The organism is Nostoc favosum CHAB5714, from assembly GCF_020829495.1.
GTDB lineage: Bacteria > Cyanobacteriota > Cyanobacteriia > Cyanobacteriales > Nostocaceae > Nostoc > Nostoc favosum.
Genome location: NZ_JAIVFQ010000069.1, coordinates 1 through 21,043, shown reverse-complemented (window position 1 = coordinate 21,043; position 21,043 = coordinate 1). Strand labels below are relative to the sequence as shown.

At 42.4% G+C, this 21,043-nt stretch carries 17 protein-coding genes; 11 read left to right on the top strand and 6 right to left on the bottom strand.

The window, feature by feature from the left end; all coding sequences use genetic code 11:
• Positions 1-318: 318 nt before the first annotated feature.
• The 4 genes from LC586_RS29080 to LC586_RS41230 form a co-directional block, all read right to left on the bottom strand.
• Positions 319-1,035: a pirin family protein gene (locus LC586_RS29080; protein ID WP_229488695.1), complete on the bottom strand. Its 717-nt coding sequence runs from the start codon at positions 1,033-1,035 to the stop codon at positions 319-321.
• Between the two features lie 451 nt (positions 1,036-1,486).
• Positions 1,487-2,059: a DNA starvation/stationary phase protection protein Dps gene (gene dps, locus LC586_RS29075; protein ID WP_229488693.1), complete on the bottom strand. Its 573-nt coding sequence runs from the start codon at positions 2,057-2,059 to the stop codon at positions 1,487-1,489.
• Between the two features lie 116 nt (positions 2,060-2,175).
• The gene (locus LC586_RS29070) at positions 2,176-3,228 is read right to left on the bottom strand and encodes an aldo/keto reductase (protein WP_229488691.1); all 1,053 of its coding nucleotides are present in this window, start codon (positions 3,226-3,228) and stop codon (positions 2,176-2,178) included.
• A gap of 687 nt (positions 3,229-3,915) precedes the next feature.
• Positions 3,916-4,764: a calcium-binding protein gene (locus LC586_RS41230; RefSeq protein ID WP_306423296.1), complete on the bottom strand. Its 849-nt coding sequence runs from the start codon at positions 4,762-4,764 to the stop codon at positions 3,916-3,918.
• Positions 4,765-5,230: 466 nt separating this feature from the next.
• On the opposite strand from LC586_RS41230, the gene LC586_RS29055 reads away from it, so the two are divergent.
• The 7 genes from LC586_RS29055 (at position 5,231) to LC586_RS29025 (ending at position 13,541) form a co-directional block, all read left to right on the top strand.
• Complete coding sequence (locus LC586_RS29055; RefSeq protein ID WP_229488689.1) at positions 5,231-5,371, top strand: hypothetical protein; 141 nt, start codon at positions 5,231-5,233, stop codon at positions 5,369-5,371.
• Between the two features lie 331 nt (positions 5,372-5,702).
• Positions 5,703-6,107: a thiol-disulfide oxidoreductase DCC family protein gene (locus tag LC586_RS29050; protein ID WP_229488687.1), complete on the top strand. Its 405-nt coding sequence runs from the start codon at positions 5,703-5,705 to the stop codon at positions 6,105-6,107.
• Between the two features lie 260 nt (positions 6,108-6,367).
• A complete protein-coding gene (gene treZ / locus LC586_RS29045; RefSeq protein ID WP_229488711.1) occupies positions 6,368-8,215 on the top strand; it encodes a malto-oligosyltrehalose trehalohydrolase in 1,848 nt (615 codons plus the stop codon).
• A 352-nt stretch (positions 8,216-8,567) separates the two neighbouring features.
• Positions 8,568-11,366: a malto-oligosyltrehalose synthase gene (gene treY, locus LC586_RS29040; RefSeq protein ID WP_229488685.1), complete on the top strand. Its 2,799-nt coding sequence runs from the start codon at positions 8,568-8,570 to the stop codon at positions 11,364-11,366.
• Positions 11,367-11,434: 68 nt separating this feature from the next.
• Entirely contained in the window at positions 11,435-12,949 is a 1,515-nt protein-coding gene (locus tag LC586_RS29035; protein ID WP_229488684.1) for a trehalase family glycosidase, read from the top strand.
• A gap of 81 nt (positions 12,950-13,030) precedes the next feature.
• Entirely contained in the window at positions 13,031-13,315 is a 285-nt protein-coding gene (locus LC586_RS29030) for a BrnT family toxin (RefSeq protein WP_229488682.1), read from the top strand.
• Entirely contained in the window at positions 13,290-13,541 is a 252-nt protein-coding gene (locus LC586_RS29025; RefSeq protein ID WP_229488680.1) for a BrnA antitoxin family protein, read from the top strand. Before LC586_RS29030 ends, LC586_RS29025 begins: the two co-directional genes overlap by 26 nt.
• A gap of 732 nt (positions 13,542-14,273) precedes the next feature.
• Here the strand turns inward: LC586_RS29025 and LC586_RS29020 are convergent.
• The gene (locus LC586_RS29020) at positions 14,274-14,426 is read right to left on the bottom strand and encodes a nicotinate phosphoribosyltransferase (protein WP_069070042.1); all 153 of its coding nucleotides are present in this window, start codon (positions 14,424-14,426) and stop codon (positions 14,274-14,276) included.
• Between the two features lie 446 nt (positions 14,427-14,872).
• Here LC586_RS29020 and LC586_RS29015 point away from each other — a divergent pair, with 446 nt between their 5' ends.
• The 4 genes from LC586_RS29015 to LC586_RS29000 all read left to right on the top strand — a co-directional run bounded on the left by LC586_RS29015 (position 14,873) and on the right by LC586_RS29000 (position 19,631).
• Complete coding sequence (locus LC586_RS29015; RefSeq protein WP_229488678.1) at positions 14,873-16,288, top strand: nicotinate phosphoribosyltransferase; 1,416 nt, start codon at positions 14,873-14,875, stop codon at positions 16,286-16,288.
• A gap of 81 nt (positions 16,289-16,369) precedes the next feature.
• Positions 16,370-16,969, top strand: a complete 600-nt coding sequence (locus tag LC586_RS29010) for a nicotinate-nucleotide adenylyltransferase (RefSeq protein WP_229488677.1) — start codon at positions 16,370-16,372, stop codon at positions 16,967-16,969.
• Positions 16,930-17,676 carry an NUDIX hydrolase gene (locus tag LC586_RS29005; RefSeq protein WP_229488675.1) on the top strand — a complete coding sequence of 249 codons (747 nt, stop codon included), beginning with the start codon at positions 16,930-16,932 and terminating at the stop codon, positions 17,674-17,676. The genes LC586_RS29010 and LC586_RS29005 overlap by 40 nt, the downstream gene beginning before the upstream one ends.
• Positions 17,677-17,882: 206 nt before the next feature.
• Entirely contained in the window at positions 17,883-19,631 is a 1,749-nt protein-coding gene (locus LC586_RS29000; protein WP_229488674.1) for an NAD+ synthase, read from the top strand.
• A gap of 390 nt (positions 19,632-20,021) precedes the next feature.
• Here the strand turns inward: LC586_RS29000 and LC586_RS28995 are convergent, their stop codons facing one another.
• A complete protein-coding gene (locus LC586_RS28995) occupies positions 20,022-20,651 on the bottom strand; it encodes a hypothetical protein (protein WP_229488672.1) in 630 nt (209 codons plus the stop codon).
• Positions 20,652-21,043: the final 392 nt, after the last annotated feature.

Here is a 21,043-nt window from a genome sequence, read left to right as displayed (position 1 = left end):
AAAGTGCAAGCAGTAACTGTAAAATAGCCAACCTGAAAACTAATTTCAAGATGAAAATTAAAAAACTTTTTAATCGAATTAAGTAGACTTGCACTATCAGCCAGAGATTTAAATCTCTGGCTGATGAATAATAAAATGCAACATTTTGAGTAAAAAGCTCGTATAAGGGACTTCCAAATAAAAAAATACTCAAAAAACTGGCGAAAAAACTCTCTCCTCCTTATTCCTCTGTGTTCTCTGTGTCTCTGTGGTTCGTTTATTTGGATAATTTATTTCTTGGAAGTCCCTAAATGAGCCTTTTAGCAGATAAATGCGATATTAACCCAAATCGAAAAGCAAGATTTCACCGCCGATATTAGTGCTAATTTCTAACTGTTCTTCGCCGTTGATTTGCACTCCATCGCCTGCTCTGAGTTCCTCGCCATTCAAGTTAACTATGCCTTGCGCTATTTGTAACCAGGCATAGCGATCGCGTTTGACTTGATAATTCACAACATCACCATCCTCTAAAACAGATGTGTATAAATTAACATCTTGGTGAATTGTCACAGCACCATCGCGCCCATCTTTAGCAGCAATTAAGCGGAGTTTGCCACGCTTTTCTTCTAGAGGAAAAGCTTTTTGTTCATATCTTGGTGTCAACCCTTCTCGATCGGGAAGAATCCAGATTTGTAACAAGTGGAGTGGTTCGGTTGGTGAGGGATTGAATTCGCTGTGGCTGATTCCAGTACCAGCACTCATGATCTGTGCATCACCGGGGCGAATCACCGACCCAGTACCCAAGCTGTCTTTATGCTCTACTGCACCTTCTAAGACATAGGTGAGGATTTCCATGTCACGATGACTGTGGGTAGGAAATCCAGCACCAGGGGCGATGCGATCGTCGTTGATTACCCGCAGAGAGCGGAATCCCATGCGATTCGGATCGTAAAAACTACCGAAGGAAAATGTGTGATAACTATCGAGCCAGCCAGCTTTAGCGTGACCACGGGCGTTTCTATCATGAATTAAATGGCTAATTGTATTTTGAGACATATATTTACCTCGTTGTTAATGAGTATTTAGAGACGCGATTAATCGCGTCTGTACCTGACTTTTCACGGTATCTGGAAAACCTCACTTCTATTTCTCTCTTCCTTTAAGGAGAGAGACTTTGAATTTTCCCCCTTCCCGCCACGGGTTGGGGGTTAGGGGGTTAGGTTTTTCGTGCGCTTTTCCACATAACGTGAAAAGTCAGCGTCTGTACAGGAGTTAGGAATCAGAATGGAATTAGGATACTTTTTCACTAACCTACTAGCTTATTGAAGTTGCAGTATTAATTTTGATGTATCACTTGTCGAAGATATTTTGGAATTTTTCGACCTAGTTTTGAACTATTTCAATAGTAAAGTATATACATATAAAATGAAAAGTACGCACTTAAAAGTGACGTACTTACTAAAAAGATACTACTAGATTTAAGAAAGACTACTTTTCTCAAAAGTGCTTATTTTACAGCAGCAGGTATCTTTTGAGTTGTAGTAGCACCCGCTTTACCATTCTCTGCCTTAATTTCTGCTACTTGCAGATGAGCTTCTAAGAACCAGAGTCGTTTGTCAATGGCGCGGGAAATTTCGGTGTAAAGGTCGGCAGTATCGAGATCGCCTAAGTCATCTGTTTTATCGATCGCTTCCCGGAGATGTTTAGCATAGAGTGCATAACGATCTGACAGAGCTGTTACGTGATCTTTACCATCCAAAATATCTAAGGGATATTCTGGCAGGATCGAATTTCTAGCTGCGGCGCGGGCTGTTCCAAAAGCGTATCCGCCTAAAGCTGTAACGCGTTCAGCTACCATATCGATGTATCCTTCCAATTCCCCAGCAAGTTCATCAAATAATAGGTGTAGCTGATAGAAGTCAGTTCCTTTAACATTCCAATGCGCTTGCTTTGCTTGGGTTTTCAAATCCGAAGTAGCTGCCAAGGTTTGGTTGAGAAGTACTACGATTTGCACTCGTGCTTCGGCGGGAATGTCAATGCGGGTAGGGTACAAACGTGATGTAATGCTGTTGTCGCTCATGATTCTACGTTGTTAATGCCTTTTACATCTAACTCTACAGAATTACTTGGCTTGGCGAAACTCTCTGATGATGGATTGAATTAACGCGTGAATATGTTAAGGTTAATTACTATTAGTTAAAGGCGATGGTTTTCTATGGTATTAAAAGTACCACCGAAAAGGCGATCGCTAATTAGATCATTGTGTAAAAAGTCATGGGGAAAACCCAGTTCAATTTGACTCACTTCATTTAAACGTTGCAAATGTTCTGGCAAGAGGGTGATATTTAAAGAAGCTAAGTTATCTTGAAACTGCGTTAATTTACGTGCCCCAATGATCGGAATAATCACGCCACTTTGAGCGCGTAACCAAGCTAATGCTACTTGTGAAGGTGTGTGTCCAATTTCTCCTGCAACTTCACTGACAACTTGAGCGATCGCTAAATTCCGTTCTGAAATAGTTCCTAACGCTGCATTTGCTAATCGTCCTTGTTCATCGCCTGCTTGAGGAGGCTGATTATACTTACCTGTAAGCACACCACCACCTAAAGGCGACCACGGTGTTACTGCTAAATCGAAGGCTTTAGCCATCGGTAGCAAGTCACGTTCTGGTGTTCGTTGAATTAAACTATACTCAATTTGTAGGGCGACAAACTGCGTCCATCCTTGGTATTGGGCAATGGTATTTGCTTGGGAAACGATCCAAGCGGGTGTGTCAGAAATACCGATGTAAAGTACTTTACCTTGACGGACTACATCATCAAGCGATCGCAAGACTTCTTCAATAGGTGTTGTAAAATCCCAAGCGTGTAACCAGAATAAATCAATGTAATCAGTATTCAGTCGTTTCAGGCTACCTTCTAAAGACTGAATTAAATTCTTGCGATGGTTTCCACTGGCGTTAGGGTCGCCCTTTTTGTTATTCATCTCCAAAGGAAAAGAATATTTTGTTGCAACTACAAAGCGTTCCCGTTCTTTAGCAATCAACTCACCGACAATTTTTTCACTGCTACCATCGGTATAACCGTTGGCGGTGTCAATGAAATTTCCCCCTGCTTCTACATAGCTATCAAAGATTTTACGACTTTCGTCAACAGATGCACCCCAACCCCAATCTTCACCAAAGGTCATGGTTCCCAAGGAGAGTTCAGAGACTCTTAACCCGCTTTTGCCCAAGAGTTTGTATTTCATGAATATTTTCTCATTAATGAAAAAACTATAGCGTTTACCATTCCAAAAGCATGATAACTGGAAACTAGCGGCGATGTTTGAGGACAAGCCGTTTAATATTTGTGTTGTCGTGCTATTTAAATGCAACGGCCGCTTTGTTAATCCACACTCTTCTTTTTTTGCCACCCCCATTTATTGAGAGGATACATAAATAGTTACAGTTAAAAATCAAATTAATAAATTAACTGAGCATCCTACTTAGCGTGCAATTATTCCTGCTTTTTGTCAAAAATATTAGACCTTTTGCATAAATCAAAAATAAAGAACCCCACCCCCTCCCGAAGAGCAAGAGGTCTATTATTTATTACCTTATATCATGTCCACATAAATAGTTATGCTAACCACAGCCATTACACCCCACCCCCAGCCCCTCCCCGCAAGCGGGGAGGGGAGACAAAGCTACGCTTTGGCGGGGTGGGGTTCTTCGGGTTTAATAAGCAATCAAGCGGACATGATATTAAATATCTCTAACCAATTATTAAATATCCTGCTGTTTTAATAATTTAATAAAATCGAAGTCAAATATTTTTATATAACTAGCTTTTTCAATTTAAGAAACTCGGTTTCTGAGTTTTTTGATGTGTGCTAATGATGCCGTAGCTAGATGAACTACGGCACCTGGTCTTAAAATCTCAAATCCATAATCTTCTAGGCGATTACTTCGATAATTTGAGGGCCGTTAACGCCGTTTACTCTAGCAATTTCGACGGAGCCAAATGCCGAACCGCTACCATCTCTGTCGAAGAATAGAATCGAGCTATTGGTGTCAAATCTAAAGCGTTGGTTGATATTGGTGAAAGCACTACCAAGAGTGAATTGAGCAGCTTGTAATTGTCCTACTACGAGTCCACCTCCGAATCCAGATGCGGAAACTTGGACTTTATCACCTTGAGATGCGTTTAAGTCGTTGATAATATCGCCACCCTCTAAAGCACTGTTGTAACGGAAGATATCAGCTCCTGCTCCACCAGCTAAGATATCTTTACCCAATCCGCCAATCAGAATATCATTACCATCTCTGCCATCAAGGTTGTCATCACCCGAACCACCGTTCAGGACATTGACTCCAGCATTCCCAGTTAAGCGGTCATTTCCATTACCTCCGAAAACGTTGTCAAAGTTCACAACTCGGAAATTTAAAGAACCGAAATTGGGAATATTGCTGATGTTGACTTGTTCAGCAGATAAATCAGCAATTAGCTGTACATTGGTTCCAGAAGCGTCTATCGTATCTATCGCAGTTGCTGAACCAATAATTTTTTCAATCCTAATAAGTTGGTCTTGACCACTACTTTTTTGAACTGTACCTGTTGGTAATACTGTGACACCACCACTGAGTCTGTAATCTACGGTGTCTTGTCCATCCCCACCATTAATAATGTCGTTACCAGCACTAGCAATAATTACGTCATCTCCATTCAGTGCATTGATTACATCGTTGTCGATAGTACCGTTAAGAACAACATCGTTTAGAGGGGTTCCAGTGATATTAGCCATACTTGTTTATGCGGTAATTGGTGTTTTAAGTTACAAGGACTGAAAATTAAAGATATACTTACGTGTCGCAAGTATTCAGTATTTTCTTGTGCCAATATGTGTATGATAAAAGACTATTTAGTAAAAAATTATAAATATATAATGTTTTTTCTATTAAGGAATAATAATAAAATAATGAAGGCTAATTAATTTTTTGTGATGAGATTAATTTACTATGCAAATATTTTATAGTCTTTATTTGGAAACTATGATTGTAGGGCTTACGTACTGTACAAATGCATCGTGATGTGCATTAACAAAAGTAAGTTGTTTCAGCTTTTTCTTAATTATCGTGTGATCGTAAATAGACCATGCTGTAGGGGCACAGCATTGCTATGCCCTTACGAAAGATGTGGGTTTTAAACTATCCATATTTGGTATTTTTTGTCAATGATAAGTTCTAGATTGTTTGATCATTTAAAGAAAAATGGCAATCTGGGTAAGTCTAAACAAAACCGATGACTGCCTTGTTAATGCGATCGCTTGCATTGCTAATGCGACGGCCACTTTGTTAATTGAGATGGTAGCCAATACGCTTGGCTTTGTGAAAAATAGTAGGTTGGGTTGAACTTAAGTGTTACCCAACAAAGCCGTGAAAATGTTGGGTTTCGTTTCTCAACCCAACCTACGCAGTTTTAGTTTTTAGCCTTAACCCAAGCGTATTGAGATGGTAGCTGGATTGACGTAATAATTCTCTAAAACTTTTTATTCTAATCTCTTGCCAAATTTACAGCTTAAGCTAGACGACATTATGCATATTTAAAAAATTAAATTTTGTTTTGGCTAAGGTGAACCGCATCATTTAGCACTGCTTTACTGAGGCAAGAGCGATCGCCACGGTTTTCTAAGCTAGAATACCAAAGTTGTATTTAAACACATCTGACAACTCAGTTATTTTTATGAATTACTACGTAATCTACGATGGGAATTGTAATCTCTGCGTTAGCCTAGTGCAATTGCTAGAAACCTTAGACCAAGGAAAGCTGTTTCGCTACAGTCCTATGCAAGATGAGCAAACACTTTTAAAGTGGGGAATTACAGCCCAAGACTGTGAACAAGGGATGATTTTAATTGATGCCAATGAACCTCAGAGACGTTGGCAAGGTAGTAACGCCGCAGAAGAAATTGGGCGGTTATTGCCAGCAGGAAGTATATTTGTAGACGCTTATCGAGCCTTACCGGGGATGAAATGGGCAGGCGATCGCTTTTACGAACAAATCCGCGATAATCGCCACACCATATTTGGTAAGCGTTCTAATACATATCAATCGGCATACTGTGTGGATGGTAGCTGCAAGCCGTAGGGATACATTGCTGTGCTAGCCTACGAATGCTCCGTTTTTTCTAGGCCATTTCCTTAACATTTGTCATTAGACAGAATTTGTTCTGGTCAAAAATCCGCCTCCAGGTGCTAGCTAAAAGCCCGGTAGACCAACCATTATGCTATCTGGCGTGTTTGTAAACATTGTGCAATCAATGACATTTGCGATCGCCACCGGAAAGGGCGGGTACGCCATCGCGCCATAATTCGGCACAACAAACTGAACTGATGGGAGGATACTGCGTGAGAATAGGTGCTAACTACTTGGGTAACGGAGAGTGTGAATTTACAGTTTGGTCTCCGCTATTAGATAGCGTTACGGTACAGATTTTGACGCCAGAACAGCAGTTAATTCCGCTCAAGCCTCAGTCTGAGGGATACTGGCACACGAAAGTCAACGATGTGTATGCGGGTACGCTTTATCGCTACGTCTTAAATGGGCAAGACACCTTTGCCGATCCGGCGTCGCAGTATCAACCGGAAGGGGTACATGGGCCGTCTCAAATTGTCGATCAACATTTTGAGTGGACTGATGAAGGGTGGACTGGCGTTCCTGTGGAGTCGATGATTTTCTACGAACTTCACGTTGGCACATTCACGCCTGAAGGAAATTTCACCGCCATCATTCCCCGCTTACCGGAACTGAGAGAACTGGGAATTAACGCCATTGAAATCATGCCCATTGCTCAGTTTCCGGGAGACACCCATGTTGAGGCAACTCTTGCATATCGCAACTGGGGTTATGACGGGGTTTACCCTTATGCTGTACAAAATTCCTATGGTAGCCCAGCCGAACTTAAGCAACTGGTAAATGCTTGTCACCAAAACGACATTGCCGTAGTGCTGGATGTGGTGTATAACCACTTTGGGCCAGAAGGCAACTATATGAGTCAGTTCGCGCCCTACTTTACTAAAACCTATAAAACGCCGTGGGGCGATGCGATGAATTTCGACGATGCCCATAGTCAGGGTGTACGAAATTATTTTATCGAGAATGCGCTGTATTGGTTGCGCGAGTTCCACATTGATGCATTGCGGCTGGATGCGACTCAAGCAATTTACGATTTAGGGGCGAAGCATTTTTTGTGGGAACTGGCGGAAGCAGTTCATCATTTTTCACAACAAGGGCAAAAATGGAAACGCCATCTAATTGCCGAAAGTGATATGAATAATCCACAAATAATTCGTCCGCCAGAATTGGGTGGGTACGGACTTGATGCCCAGTGGAGTGATGACTTTCACCATGCATTACACGCACTTTTAACAGGCGATCGCCAAGGATATTATCAAGACTTTGGGCAAGTAGCTCAGTTGGCGAAAGCTTATGAAGATACTTTTATTTACGATTGGAAATACGCACCACACCGCAAGAGATTTCACGGTGTATCTTGCCGCGATCGCCCTTTATCACAGTTTTCAGTCTGCATTCAAAATCACGATCAAATCGGCAATCAGATGAAGGGAGAACGCCTCAGCCAGCGAATCTCTTTTGAAGGATTGAAGTTAGCTGCTGGCGCTGTGCTGCTATCGCCCTACTTACCCCTGTTGTTCATGGGAGAAGAATACGGTGAAACTGCACCCTTTATTTACTTTGTCAGTCACTCCGATCCAGATTTAATTCAATTAGTTCGAGCCGGACGTAAAGGAGAGTTTGAAGCATTTCACTACGCAGATGATCCCCCAGATCCGGAATCGGCAGAAACTTTCCTAAAGTCTAAACTCAATTGGGAATTACGCAATCAAGGTAAGCACAAGATTCTGTGGGATTGGTATCGCCAGTTAATTAATTTCCGCAAGACGCATCCAGCACTTTTAAATCAAGACCGCAACTCTATCCAAGCGACTAGTGATGAAGACAAGCAGGTGGTTATCGTGCGCCGTTGGTGCGAATCAAGTGAACTAATATTTGCGATGAATTTCAATTCGTCTCCAGTGACAGTGGCTTTGCCGTTTGAGCAAAATGCTAATAAATTGTTGGACTCTGCTGATACCTCATGGTCTGGGCATGGTTCTGAAGCTGCTGAACATCTGTCTGTAGGCCAAGAAGTGAAATTGCAACCTACTAGTTTAGTACTCTATGAAAAAGGATGAGGGGGAGAGTTAGAACTTAAAGTTTCAGCCTCATAACCTCAAGTTTCAAGCTAAAAGACTTAACGTTCGAGCTAAAAGACTTAACGTTCGAGCTAAAAGACTTAACGTTCGAGCTAAAAGACTTAACGTTCGAGCTAAAAGACTTAACGTTCGAGCTGAAAGACTTAACGTTCAAACTAAAAGGCTTAACGTTCAAACTAAAAGGCTTAACGTTCAAGCTAAAAGGCTTAACGTTCGAGCTAAAAGGCTTAACGTTCAACCTCAAAACCTCAAACTCCTCCATCTCCCTTACTCCCCACTTTGTACAGACGCGATTCATCGCGTCTCTCCCCACTCCCCACTCCAAAAAACTATGCGAATTCCCACCGCCACTTATCGAATTCAATTTACACCTCAGTTTGGCTTTGACAACGCTAAAGCGATCGCAGCTTATCTAGCAGATTTAGGTATTTCCGATTTGTATGCTTCCCCCATTTTCAAAGCACGATCCGGGAGTACACACGGCTACGATATAGTAGATGCCACTCAACTTAACCCAGAACTCGGAACTAATGAATCCTTTGATGCATTAGTTGCTGAAATTCAATCCCTTGGTATGGGCTGGTTACAAGATATTGTGCCAAACCACATGGCATATAGCAGCGAAAACGATTACTTGATGGACGTATTGGAACACGGCCCAGATTCCAGCTATACCGACTACTTCGATCTTTCTTGGAATGCTCCCTTTGGCGATCGCCAACAACGAATTCTCGCTCCTCTGCTAGGAGATTTCTATGGTACATCCTTGGAAAACGGACACATTCAACTGCAATACGAACAAACCGGTTTAACCGTCAACTATTACAGCTTGAAACTGCCACTCCGGTTAGAATCTTACACAAAATTTATCACTTCTAATCTGGGTAAACTCACGCGCACACTGGGACGCAATCATCCCGATTTTATTAAGCTATTGGGGATTCTCTACATTCTCAAAAATGTGCCCTCAGAAGTTGCAGGAAAACAGCGACAAGACCAGATTGCATTTATTAAAGGATTGGTTTGGGAACTCTACACCACAAACGATGTCATCCGCGAGTTCATTGACGAAAATATCCAAACATTCAACGGAGAACCTGGTAATTCAGAAAGCTTTAACCTCCTAGATGAATTACTGAACGACCAGTTTTACCGCCTCGCCTTTTGGAAAGTTGGGGCCGAAGAAATGAACTACCGCCGTTTCTTTACTGTCAATGAACTGATTTCCGTTAAAGTTGAAGAAGTGCGGGTTTTTAATAATACCCACAGCCTAATTCAGAAGCTGGTTGAAGAAGGCAAATTTACTGGTTTACGGATTGACCATATTGATGGACTTTATAACCCAATCCAGTATCTCGAAAGGCTGCGGGAAAAGATGGGGGATGTTTATATCACCGTCGAGAAGATTTTAGAACTCACCGAAGAATTGCCAGAAAACTGGGGAATTGAAGGTACGTCTGGATATGACTTTCTCAACTATGTAAATGGCGTATTTTGTCAAGTTGAAAATGAATCATCCTTCGATAAAATTTACCAGAACTTTATCAGTTCCAGAGCAGATTATGCATCTGTAGTGAAGGATAAAAAGCGCCTGATTTTGGAAAAGAACTTAGCAGGTGATATTGACAATCTGGCTCTTTTGCTAAAGAACGTTTCCAGCAAATATCGCTATGGTAATGATTTTACACTGAATGGATTAAAAAGAGCGATCGCCGAAGTTTTGACACTGTTCCCAATTTACCGCACCTACATTACACCCGATGGAATTGGAGAAAGCGATCGCGCTACCATTCAAGAAGTAATTCGCCAAGCCAAAGAACAAACGCCTCTGTTGCAGAACGAACTGACCTTTATTGAAAAGTTAATGCTGCTAGAGTTTGATAATTCTCTGACTCAAACAGAACGCGAACAGTGGATATATTTTGTTTTACGGATGCAGCAATACAGTGGGCCGTTAATGGCAAAAGGCGTAGAAGACACCACATTATATGTTTACAATCGGTTGTTGTCGCTGAATGAAGTCGGGGGAAATCCGGGCCATTTTGGCATCGACTTAGCCAAATTTCATGCCTTTAACAAACAGCACCAAGAAACCTGGCCTCACACAATGAACACCACAGCCACCCACGACACCAAACGCGGCGAAGATGTGCGGGCCAGATTGAACGTCCTCTCAGAAATCCCCGATGAATGGGATCAGCAGGTAAATACCTGGAGTGCCATGAATCGAGGACATCGTAGCCATCGCCACGGGTTCGCTATGCCCGATCGCAACGACGAGTATTTTCTCTATCAAACCTTGGTAGGCGCGTTTCCCTTTGCAGAACACGAACATGCATCCTTCGTGGAACGCGTGAAAGACTATATAATTAAGGCAATTCGAGAAGCGAAAGTGCATACAGCATGGTTGCGACCTGATAGCGAGTATGAAGAAGCTTGTACCTCCTTCATTGAAAAAGTACTCGACCCTTCCCTCTCCGGGGAATTTCTAGAAGCCTTTCGTCCCTTTCAAGGGCGAATTGCAGAGTATGGTATCTTCAATTCCCTTTCCCAAACTCTACTGAAGATTACCGCCCCCGGCGTACCCGATTTATACCAAGGAACAGAACTTTGGGAACTAAGCCTAGTCGATCCAGACAACCGCCGCCCGGTAGATTTTGAACAGCGACGCACCTACTTAAGCGCCATCCGCGAACATGTGAAAACCGACACTCTGGCTTTAATTCAAGAATTGCTGAGTGATAAAACCGACGGCAGAATCAAACTGTTTTTAACGGCTCAATTACTCCAAGCCAGAATAAACTATGTCTCATTATTCCAGGACGGCGACTATCTCCCCTTAGAAATTCAGGGAAGCTACGCCAATCACATAATCGCCTTTGCGCGGCGGGAAGGGAATCAAACAGCGATAGCGATCGCGCCTCGCTTTTTAACAAACCTCATCCAACCAGGAGAAAACCCCAACGGCTTGTCAGTATGGCAAGATACGCACCTGTTATTACCCCCTGGAACTCCCTCCACTTGGAAAAACGTCCTTACTCAGCAACCCTTACAAACTACACAAACCCTATCTATCGCATCTGCCCTCGCCCATTTCCCAGTCGCCCTATTAGTTAGTAGTGCCGAATAAAAACATAAAACCTCTGCGTACCTCTGCGATTCCCTTCGTGTCCCTTTGCGTTAAAAAAATTCTGAATTATGATCACCCCAACACTTACCACCACGCAGATAGACACCGTGCGCCTCCATATCAAAAAAACCTGGAAAACCTTAACGCGATCGCACGAACACTTATTACAATCTGCCAAAGATACCAAACTAGACCACAAAACCGACACTCCTTGGCTCGTCTACATTTCCCCCTTAGAAGATTGTCCCAATATTCAGACTGTATTGGAGCGATCGCTATCTCCCAAGGATATGCAAAGAATTGAAATTCGCACTTTGCCCTCAGAAGTCGAAGCGATTAAAGAGCATGGCTTACTATACCTACCAGGGCCTTATGTCGTACCAGGTGGCCGCTTTAACGAAATGTATGGCTGGGACAGCTACTTTATATTACTGGGGCTTCTGCACGATGAAGAATGGGAGCTAGCGCAAAGCCAAGTTGATCAATTGTTGTACCAGGTGAAGCATTACGGCACTATCCTCAATTCCAACCGGACTTATATGCTGTCGCGATCGCAGCCTCCAGTCCTCAGCATGATGGTTTTGGCACTATTCCAGCACACCCAGGATGAAGAGTGGTTGAGATCAACCGTACCACTGCTAGAACAATTTTACTATTACTGGGTAGTACCGCCCCATTTGAATCCCGCAACCGGCTTATCTAGATTCTATGCCTTTGGCGAAGGCCCCGCGCCAGAAGTTGTGTTCTCCGAGCGAGATGAGGAGGGAAAAAGCCACTACGATCGCGTCAAGGAATATTACCAAACCTTTGAGATTGAAGATTACGACGTTAATCTTTACTACGATCGCGAAAATGACAAACTGACCCACCTATTTTACAAGGGCGATCGCACCATGCGCGAGTCCGGTTTTGATATCACCAACCGATTTGGCCCCTTCAGTGCTGATATCCTCCACTACGCTCCTGTGTGCCTCAACAGTTTGCTATATCAGGTAGAACAAGACTTGGCGCAAATTAACGATATTTTGGGCAACGAACAACTAGAAAAACAATGGCGCGATCGTGCAGATATCCGCCGCGATCGGATCGATCAATTTCTTTGGGATGAAGAACAAGGACTCTATTTCGATTATCACTTCCAGAGTGGAAAACACCGCCGCTACGAATTTGCTACCACATTTTATCCCCTTTGGCTGGGAATTTCTTCTCAAGCCCAAGCCCAGCGCGTCGTGGAAAATCTCTCTTTGTTTGAAGCCCCAGGCGGAATTCTTACCAGTACTCATATCACCGGAAACCAGTGGGATGCTCCCTTCGGTTGGGCACCCTTGACGTTCATTGCTGTCCAAGGACTTCACCGTTATGGGTTTCATACAGAAGGCGATCGTATTGCCAACAAATTCCTGGCTATGGTAATTAAAGAATTCGAGCGTCACAATACCCTAGTTGAGAAATATGATGTTGAACGCTGTTCTGCCAACGTTTCCGACGAAATCTCCTTTGGATATAGTTCTAATGAAGTTGGTTTTGGCTGGACAAATGGAGTCATTCTGGAACTCTTAGCAGGCGGTAGGAAAAAAGTTTAAATAAAAAAAGGCGTGAGTTTTATCCTCACGCCTTTATGTTAATTTATTACACTTGACTCTATATGGATTATATATAGTTGAATGGAATTTGAATGGGACAAAAATAAAAACCAACAAAATATCCAGAAACATGGCATTAGTTTTGAAGAAGCTACAGAAATATTTGACAGTGTTGTTTTCACCTCAATTGATGAACGATACGACTATGAAGAAATTCGAGAAATTAGTATTGGCTCAATTCAAGGCGTTGTAATTATTACTGTTGCCCATACAGACAGAAACGGTAAAATTCGATTAATCTCTGCCCGAAAAGCCACCCCCAAAGAAAGGAGAACCTACTATGAGTATCTCGCCCAATCGACTTAAAGAACTCCAAAATATCCCTGATCCAGCGATTGATACTTCAGATATTCCCGAATTAGATCAGCAATTCTGGGAAACAGCCAAAATGATAAAACCTGTTAGCCAAGAAGCCACATTAATTCAACTAGATAAAGATATTCTGGATTGGTTTAAAAGCAAAGGAAAAGGCTACGAATCTCTAATTAACTCCGCTCTTCGCTCTTATATTGAGCATAATTCATCGCCATAACGCCTTACCTTACTGGCTCGTACCAAATCATGAGGAATAATCACAATGGTTCAATCAGCCCCAAAAATTATAACCCGCTACGGTGAGTGCGATCGCTATGAACTCAATTGATGGTTCCCATTCAAATGCGCTACAAAATTATATTACAAAATGTAGGGGCACGGCACTGCCGTGCCCTTACTTACGGGTGTACCTCACGTAAACGAGAACCGCCATATAGGAATCCGGTTTGATTTATGAAATAAATTAGGTATTGTAGGGTGTGTTAGACGGAACGTCGTAACGCACCAAATCCTTATAATTGGTGCCGTACTTTCGTCTAACACACCCTACATGTCTTTTGAAAAATCAAATAGTAACCCTATATATCAATACGCTTGGGTTAAGGATTTTTGGTATTGATTTTAGGTATGTAGAGACTAGCAATTGCAACGTCTCTTGCATTGGATTTGGGGCTTAACTGAACTGGATTGCCCTATATATCAGTCACAACTCTGATTGCTATATGATTTTTGCAAGATATCTATTCATCAGGAGCCAGAATGCAGAAGGAATTGGAATAGTGGCATATTGCAATACGCCACTACTTTTGAATAAAAGGGTTTAAGTACGGAGCTAAATCTATAATTTAGTGTTTTTCAATTATATGGTTTGCCTGAATTCCCCACTAATTGCCCTCGCCTGAATTCTGAATTTTGGCTCTTGTATTGTTTTCAAATGTCGTATCAGCACCTACCAAGTATCGGCTGTACGCTTATCGTAAGGCTCACCTGTAAAAGGTTGTACGCCAATAACAGGATAAGCATCATCAGTAGGGCCAAAAATCCGCATTGCAGCTTCAGAAATATACTGGGTTATGTTCGCAATGATTTGGGAAATAGCCATAATATTGGACTCCTTTTTTCGAGCCGCTTTAATTGTGCTACCTATACTCTAATACTGATATTCCAAGCTTGCTCATATTCTCAATATATTGAGAATATATGCAATGTTTATTCAGATAACTTCGCAATACTTTAGCCTGTCAAAAAACAAACTTTTCCCTTTGATTCTAATTGTAACATAGTTGTTTCTCCAACCCCAGTTGGGAAAATAGCAAAACAAACTTTCTCCGACAGGATATTGTTTCCCTTCATTAGCCGCCTTATTTAATCAGCATTATTGCTAGCTATTACTATTAAAAAATATTAAGTATTTTATGAAGTTAGTATTAATTTGCCTATCAATCTACTGTTATACGGCAATCTCAGAAAATATACTTGCGGTGAGTTGACATTATTTATGGTAGTATTTACCATAAATACAGAAGCATCTTGTAAGGAAGCTCTTGCATGACAACTTTGCCAGATTTGGACTATGTATATAAACAGCAGAGCCAGCAGAACCAGGAACTAAACCTTTCTGTGGATGATTACAGCTTGCTGACCGACCTTTACCAGTTGACGATGGCAGCTTGTTACACAGGCGAAGGTATAGAACAACGACGGGCAAGCTTTGAATTGACTGTCAGGCGATTACCAGAGGGTTTTGGTTATTTAATTGCAATGGGGCTGACGCAGGCATTGGAATATTTAGCCAAATTCCGCTTTAGTTCCGCGCAAATTGCGGCATTACAGGCAACAGGAATTTTTGCTCACGCAGGCGATCGCTTTTGGTCACTTTTAGCTGAGGGAAAGTTTACGGGTGATGTTTGGGCAGTACCAGAAGGAACGGCTGTGTTTGCCAATCAGCCACTGTTGCGGGTGGAAGCACCACTTTGGCAAGCGCAACTAGTGGAAACTTACCTGCTGAATACGATTAATTACCAAACTTTAATTGCCACAAAAGCAGCACGCTTGCGGGATATCGTGGGGGAGCAAGCAACACTTTTAGAATTTGGCACAAGACGAGCATTTAGTCCGCAAGGGTCATTGTGGGCAGCACGGGCGGCGTTGGCAGGTGGTTTAGATTCCACTTCTAATGTGTTAGCAGCGCTACAACTGGGACAAAAGCCAAGTGGTACGATGGCACACGCCCTGGTGATGGCGTTGTCAGCAATAGAAGGCACTGAAGAACAAGCTTTCAGTGCATTTCATCGATATTTTCCGGGTGCGCCATTGCTGATTGATACTTACGATACCATTGCTGCTGCCGGGCGCTTGGCCGAAAAAATAAATTCCGGGGAAATACAATTAACAGGAGTGAGACTGGACTCAGGAGATTTAGTTACCTTATCAAAACAGGTGCGATCGCTCCTTCCCGGTGTGCCAATTTTTGTCAGTGGCGACTTGGACGAGTGGGAAATTGCCAGATTAAAAGCTGCTGGGGCCCAGATTGATGGTTACGGACTGGGAACGCGACTAGTTACAGGTTCGCCTGTAAATGGAGTTTATAAACTTGTAGACATTGATGGTATCCCAGTGATGAAACAGTCTAGTGGTAAGGTTACTTATCCAGGGCGCAAGCAGATTTTTCGCTCGTATACAAGAGGTAAGGTAAAAGCAGACAGGTTGGGACTCTTAGGTGAAATTTCTTTGGAAGAAGAACCTTTGTTGCAGTTGGTAGTGCAAGAAGGTGAACGGGTGCAGCCGTTGGAGTCGTTGGCAACAATTCGTCAGCGTACCGCCGCCTCAGTTGCCAGTTTGCCACAACAGACACGGCGTTTGGATCATCCGGTGGCTGTAGAAGTGGAGATTTCTGAGGGGTTACGGGTGTTGACTGAAGAAACTAAGAAACGAACCGCAGAGGCACACAGAACACAGAGGTAAAATTACTCTTTCAGTATGTCTTAATTACGAATTACGAACTTGTACTGAGCGTAGCCGAAGTATTACGAATTACGAATTATTATGAGAGTTGCTTTGTTTGGTACTAGTGCCGATCCACCAACTGCTGGACATCAAGAAATTCTGAGTTGGTTGTCTGAGCGTTATGATTGGGTAGCGGTTTGGGCAGCAGATAATCCATTTAAATCTCATCAAACACCCTTAGAACATCGGGCGGCAATGCTGCGACTGTTGATTGCGAATATAGACACGCCACCGCACAATATTGCTTTGGAACAAGAATTGAGCAGCTTTAGAACACTGGAGACAGTAGAAAAAGCGAAGCTTACTTGGGGTGAAGATGCTGAATTGACGTTGATTATTGGTTCAGATTTACTGACTCAACTACCACGTTGGTATCGCATTGAAGATTTGTTACAGGAAGTGCAACTACTGATCGTGCCGCGACCGGGATATGCAATAGATGAATCTAGTTCAGAGGTAGTGCAAAAGCTGGGAGGGAAGATTGCGATCGCTAGTCTGACCGGTCTAGATGTTTCCTCAACAGCGTACCGCGAACATGGAGATTCTCAAGCCCTCACAGCCCCTGTAGTTGCCTATATTAATCGAGAGCATTTGTACGAATGCCAGGACGTTCACAAAAAAAGATACCAACTCCGTTAAACCAACAACCTTTGGCCGATTTCAAGGTTGGTGTTGATAATGTAATTTTTTCTGTAGATACTGTACAAAATCGGCTGTTAGTTCTACTAGTAATGCGACAGCAAGAACCATTTTTAAATCATTGGAGTCTTCCCGGTACTTTAGTACGTCCAGGAGAGTCTTTAGAAGATGCCGCCTATCGCATTATGGCAGAGAAAATTAAGGTCAACAATCTCTATTTAGAACAACTGTATACATTTGGCGGCCCGAACCGCGATCCACGGGAAGCAACTGATAGTTATGGTGTGCGTTATCTATCAGTTAGTTACTTTGCCCTAGTGCGATTTGAAGAAGCCGAATTGATTGCCGATCGCGTGACTGGTATAGCTTGGTATCCGGTAAAAGAAGTGCCGCAATTAGCTTTTGACCATAATGAAATTCTCGCGTATGGACACAGACGGTTAAGAAATAAATTAGAGTATAGCCCGGTGGCTTTTGAAGTCTTGCCAGAAATGTTCACCTTGAATGATTTATATCAGTTATACGCCACAGTTTTAGGTGACAATTTTTCAGATTATTCTAATTTTCGAGCGCGTCTACTCAAGTTAGGTTTTTTATGCGATACCGGAATTAAAGTATCACGAGGTGCTGGTCGTCCAGCTAGTTTGTATAAGTTTGATGCCGAAGCTTTTGCTCCCCTAAAAGATAAACCTTTAGTGTTTATTTAATCAATTGGAGGAGCATCCCAATTCTTCAAAAATTCATGGTACGGATGCAAAAACCCTTTACAACTCTCTTACCTTTGCGCTCTTTGCGTTCTTTGCGGTTCGTTTCCTCATTCTCTTATTCCTATCTTCAGAATTTGGGATGCTCCCGTAACTGGGCAAAAATAAATCAAACTATGACCATTGATCATTAACCGTTTACTAACAAAATGAAAATTGCGATCGCTCAAATTAATCCGACAATTGGTGATTTGCTTTTAAATGCCCAAAAAATCCTGGAGGCGTCACAACGAGCAGCATCTAGTGGTGCGCGTTTGTTGCTGACACCAGAACTTTCTTTGTGTGGCTATCCACCAAGGGATTTATTACTAAATCCTAGTTTTGTAGAAGCGATGGGTATCACTTTACAAAACTTGTCCCAGAATTTACCACCAAATTTAGCTGTGTTGGTAGGAACTGTTGAACAGAACCTCGAAGCGTCTATTACTGGCGGTAAAAGTTTATTTAACAGCATGGCTTTGTTAGAAAATGGCAAGGTCAAGCAAGTTTTTCACAAAAGACTTTTGCCTACTTACGATGTATTTGATGAACGTCGCTATTTTGAACCAGGTTTGCAAGCCAATTATTTCACCTTAGATAATATTCATATTGGCGTAACTATTTGCGAAGATTTATGGAACGATGAGGACTTTTGGGGCAAACGTAGTTATACAGTAAATCCGATTGCTGACTTAGCAATTTTGGGTGTAGATTTGATTGTAAATTTGTCTGCTTCCCCCTACACGGTCGGCAAGCAGCAGTTTCGAGAAACCATGCTCAGGCATAGTGCAGTACGTTTTCAACAACCGATGATTTATGCTAATCAGGTTGGGGGAAATGATGACCTAATTTTTGATGGGCGTAGTTTTGCCTTGAATCGTCAAGGTGAAGTTATGTGTCGTGCCAGTGGTTTTGATACCGATTTAGTAGTAGTTGAATTTGACGAAGCGCAACGGGATTTTCAATTAGGTTCTCTAGCACCTGTCTATGAATCGGAAAATGAAGAAATTTGGCAAGCGTTGGTTTTAGGAGTGCGAGATTATGCTCGTAAGTGTCGCTTTTCTAAAGTAGTTTTGGGTTTAAGTGGCGGGATTGACTCTGCAATAGTAGCTGCGATCGCAACTGCGGCACTTGGTAAAGAAAATGTCCTCGGTGTTCTCATGCCTTCCCCTTACAGTTCCGAGCATTCCATTAGCGATGCTTTGGCATTAGCCGAAAATTTGGGGATTAAGACTAATCTTTTACCAATTGGCGAGTTAATGCAAGGCTTTGATCAAACTTTAGGTGATTTATTTGCGGGTACTGAGTTTGGACTGGCAGAGGAGAATATACAATCCCGGATTCGCGGTAATTTATTAATGGCGATCGCTAATAAATTTGGCTATCTCCTTCTATCTACTGGTAACAAGTCAGAGATGGCTGTCGGTTACTGTACTCTCTACGGCGATATGAATGGCGGGTTAGCAGTAATTGCAGATGTTCCTAAAACCCGCGTTTATTCACTTTGCAAATGGTTAAATCGCAATAATGAAATCATCCCGCAAAATGTCTTGACTAAACCACCCAGCGCCGAACTCAAACCAGGTCAAGTTGATCAAGACTCTCTACCGCCTTACGAAATTTTGGACGATATTTTGCAACGCCTGATTCACAATCACCAATCAGCAGCGCAAATGATTGCAGCCGGTCACGATCCGGTAATTGTAGACAGAGTAATCCAAATGGTAGCGCGGGCTGAATTTAAACGACGACAAGCACCCCCCGGTTTAAAAATCACCGATCGCGCCTTTGGAACTGGTTGGCGAATGCCAATTGCTAGTAACTGGGTTGGTGTCAAAAATGCTTACCAGACTAAAAGCATAGCTACACCTACCTTAGTCTGTTGGGATGGACAAGACGCGCATCCGCAAATCAAGTAAAAAGTGGGTAGGCGTAAAGACATCGCTCGACCTCAAAGGGCGATGTTTCTATTTGTCAACCTCAGCAATAGTCTAGTTTTACTCATCTATACGGACTGCGATCGCAGAACTAGAAATAGCTGTTCACCTCGATCCTAGTAACACTGTGATTCGTAACAACTTAGAGATTTATAGAAATAAGAAGAAGGGTTTTTGGCAATACTGCGTAGGTTTTGAGTCGATCCCCCCAACCCCCCGATAAATTGGGGGGCTTATTTTCCCCCAATTTATCGGGGGACTAAGGGGGATCTTCAATGACTATGCACCAAAACCCGAGCAGTATTGGGGTTTTTGGGGCGTTTATTTGGTTAGTAATATATTCTCAGTCTTATTCATCTCAACGATGTGCGCTCATGTGTTGTTCGCTACGTCTGATTGGATGTTAAGATTTGCTTCTTTGAGCAAAACTTTTAACAAAGCTGCCACGCCAATTTGGGCAGAAACGGCATTAGCATCCCATTTGCCATCTGCTACATACTTGCCTTTGTTGTAGTTGTTAGTCCCTGACCACAGGTAAGGTGTGAGAACTTCTGGATGGTACTGTCTATAACCAACACCGTTGTATTTCTCTAGCTGCCAAAGTTGTGCTGGCAAACTCCAATCTTTTACTCGGTTTAATTCTTTGATTGTCAAAGCATCAATAGCGCTTTCTTCCCAAGTGTATCCTACCTCCCAGCCGTTGATGGGGTCAGCTAGTGGTCTACCAGATGGTTCGTTGACAGTACGTTTTTTTAGCGAGTCGCCGTTGTGCAAATGTTTGCTGAAGTTAAGGGAACATTCCATATTATGAATGACTGCAACAAAGTACCAAGGCACATTAATTTTTTGCACTAATGCTTCGTAACGAGGGCGATTTGCAGTGATTTTCGCAACTATATTTTGAGTACTGCTCAGTTTATCTGGTCTGATTTCGCAGCTATTCCAAAGCTTTTGATATTCTGGCTTTAAATCTTGAAGGCTGAGTAGTATTTTATTTGCCATTTTTATTAAACACCCAAGAATAACCTTGATTTTTTTAGTTATGACGAAACTAGCTCACTTCTTTATTTTATGCAACTTTTTATACAAAATATTTGTGTGATATCCAAACGAGACTGTAGATGCACTATAACCATAATCTGTACCTGATCGCCTACTTCCTGAATTGAACCCAAAACCTGCGATCACAGTCAATTCATCCCGTCGAACTCATCTGGCTACATCCGCATCATCATCGGAAATCCGCAGTGGACTGGACTCAATCGGCTGGGTGTGATTTGTTGGATAGAAACTAGAACCTGTAAAGGTCTTGGAGGATTATCCTAGAGATTTTATCTCTAAACTGAATGACTTTGTAGGTGTAAATCCTACCCCTCAAGTGCTGAGGTGAAAGC